Origin of the sequence: Pedobacter jeongneungensis (assembly GCF_000633455.1) — a bacterium.
Taxonomy (GTDB): domain Bacteria; phylum Bacteroidota; class Bacteroidia; order Sphingobacteriales; family Sphingobacteriaceae; genus Pedobacter; species Pedobacter jeongneungensis_A.
Window position 1 is genome coordinate 1 of record NZ_AYMG01000055.1, and the last position, 1,782, is coordinate 1,782.

Sequence of the window (1,782 nt, forward strand, 5' to 3'; positions counted from 1 at the left end):
TAAGATGATAAACGCAGATGGATTTTAATAATTTTCGGTTCAAAGCCGCGGATTAAATACATGTTTTTCACACTTACCTTAAAATCTGCGCTAATCTGTGTCATCTGCGGGAAAAACCGCTATGATATTGTTCCCGCTGATTTAAGATCATAAACGCAGATGGGTAGTTGACGATTTTCAGTTTACAGTTTTATTTACAGCCGCTGATTAAATATATGTTTTCACACTTACCTTAAAATCTGCGCTAATTCTGTGTCATCTGCGGGAAAAACCGTTATGATATTGTATTCGCAGATTTAAGATCATAAACGCAGATGGGTAGTTAACGATTTTCCGTTTACAGTTTTATTTACAGCCGCTGATTAAATATATGTTTTCACACTTACCTTAAAATCTGCGCTAATCTGTGTCATCTGCGGGAAAAACCGCTATGATATTGTTCCCACAGATTTAAGATCATAAACGCAGATGGGTAGTTGACGATTTTCAGTTTACAGTTTTATTTATAGCCGCTGATTAAATGTATGTTTTCACACTTACCTTAAAATCTGCGCCAATCTGTGTCATCTGCGGGAAAAACCTTTATGATATTGTTCCCGCAGATTTAAGATGATAAACGCAGATGGGTAGTTGACAATTTTCAGTTTACAGTTTTATTTACAGCCGCTGATTAAATATATGTTTTCACACTTACCTTAAAATCTGCGCTAATCTGTGTCATCTGCGGGAAAAACCGCTATGATATTGTTCCCGCTGATTTAAGATCATAAACGCGGATGGATTTTAATAATTTTCGGTTCAAAGCCGCTGATTAAATACATGTTTTTCACATCTATCTTAAAATGTTGATAATTTTTATAACTATTTTATTCACAGGCATTTCTTTTGTAACGAAAAAATGATAATTTGGAATTAACAAACCAAAACAAATATGATCGAAAAATTTAATGTCATTGTGGGTGCCTTTACCATTCTTACGAGCTTCGGGATTTTGATCAAACTTTGTCGTCCTAACCGTAGAGAAAAACTTTAAAAAAATGAGTCGGATATGAACCGTCCGACTCATGCACCAAGTTCTATTCAGGACTAAACAGTATTTTTTCGCTTCCAATCATTTTGCAATATCTTTGCAACATGAAAATCCATATCCTTGGTGCCTCCTGCGCAGGTTCTACAACTTTGGGCAATGCTTTATCTTCGCAACTGAATATCCCTTATTTTGATACCGACAGTTTTTTCTGGGAGAAATCAGCTGTTCCGTATACCTTAAAAAGGGATCCGTTATTGCGCAACCAGTTACTTAAGGATGAATTAAACAAAGCGAACAACTATATCGTGGGCGGTTCGCTGGTAAGCTGGGGAGAAGAATGGAAAAACATGTTCGATCTTGCGATTTTCCTCTACCTGCCAAAAGAAATCAGGATGGAACGCCTGGTAAAAAGGGAATTGGAACGTTATGGAAATGCTATTTATGACGACCCGCAGCGGCACCAGTTATTTCTTGATTTCATAAACTGGGCATCGAAATACGACGACCGCTCTTTTACGGGACGAAATATCGGCATCCACGAAAACTGGCTGGATGGGCTAAATTGTAAAGTGATAAAAATTGAGGGTGATACAACAGTAGCGGAAAGGTTAAGGCGCATTGTTGAAGTACTGGATCTTTCTTAAATCCATCTTATCATTTATGGCTTGATGAATAACAGAATTGCATCTGTTATTCGGGATTGCTTAGCAATCTGAGGGACGCTCGCCAGTTGTCATCCTGAGGAACGAAGG

The 1,782-nt window shown here is 37.7% G+C and carries 1 protein-coding gene; it reads left to right on the forward strand.

Annotated features, from left to right (window positions below; genetic code table 11):
- Positions 1-1,134: 1,134 nt before the first annotated feature.
- Positions 1,135-1,674, forward strand: coding sequence for an AAA family ATPase (locus U859_RS0130180; protein WP_025146924.1), 540 nt, complete (start codon positions 1,135-1,137; stop codon positions 1,672-1,674).
- Positions 1,675-1,782 lie beyond the last annotated feature (108 nt).

Coding starts and splice junctions, on each gene's coding strand:
- U859_RS0130180 (WP_025146924.1), top strand. CDS start 1,135: ATGAAAATCCATATCCTTGGTGCCTCCTGCGCAGGTTCTACAACTTTG.